Genomic DNA, 606 nt, shown 5'->3' with positions numbered 1-606 from the left:
AACAGGCGATTTTAATGGCCCACCGTATTAGAACTTTTAATATAAAATCTAGAACTGCGCTAATTAACCAAATTCACGGCCATATGCTTGAATTTGGCGTGGTGGTAAGTAAAGGGCGGCATAAACTCACATCAGAATTGGCGGAGCTGATTGATTTTGACCACATACCTAAATTTGTAAAAGTGTTAGTTAATGACTTGCTCGTTACCTTGTGCCGAGTTGAAGACGAGATCGAATTACTGGACCGGTATATTAGCGATTGGGTCAAAAACAACGAGACGGCTAGTAGGCTAATGAAAATGGAAGGGGTTGGTGCGTTAACTGCCAGCGCAGTGATTGGAACGGTAGGTGATCCGAAACAGTTTAAAAATGGGCGTCATCTGTCCGCCTGGCTGGGCTTAACGCCTCGACAAAATTCATCGGGTGGGAAGTCAAGATTGGGGAAGATTACTAAGAAGGGTGATCGCTACCTACGAACCCTATTGATACATGGGGCTCGGACCATATTATTGAAGTCCGCTAGAGGAACGAGTCAATACGGGGAGTGGCTGGAAAAGCTTCGGCTTAACAAGCCAGACAACGTAGTTGCGGTAGCCATGGCAGCTA

General features: G+C 45.7%; 1 protein-coding gene. It reads left to right on the top strand.

What is annotated here, in order from left to right; all coding sequences use genetic code 11:
• A partial coding sequence (locus ACFQEU_RS17515) for an IS110 family RNA-guided transposase (RefSeq protein WP_379784230.1) occupies positions 1 to 606 on the top strand: 606 nt, incomplete at both ends.

The organism is Halorubrum tibetense, assembly GCF_042661865.1.
Lineage (GTDB): Archaea > Halobacteriota > Halobacteria > Halobacteriales > Haloferacaceae > Halorubrum > Halorubrum tibetense.
Note: the sequence above shows the minus strand (reverse complement) of the source record. Positions and strands in the feature narration are given on the sequence as shown.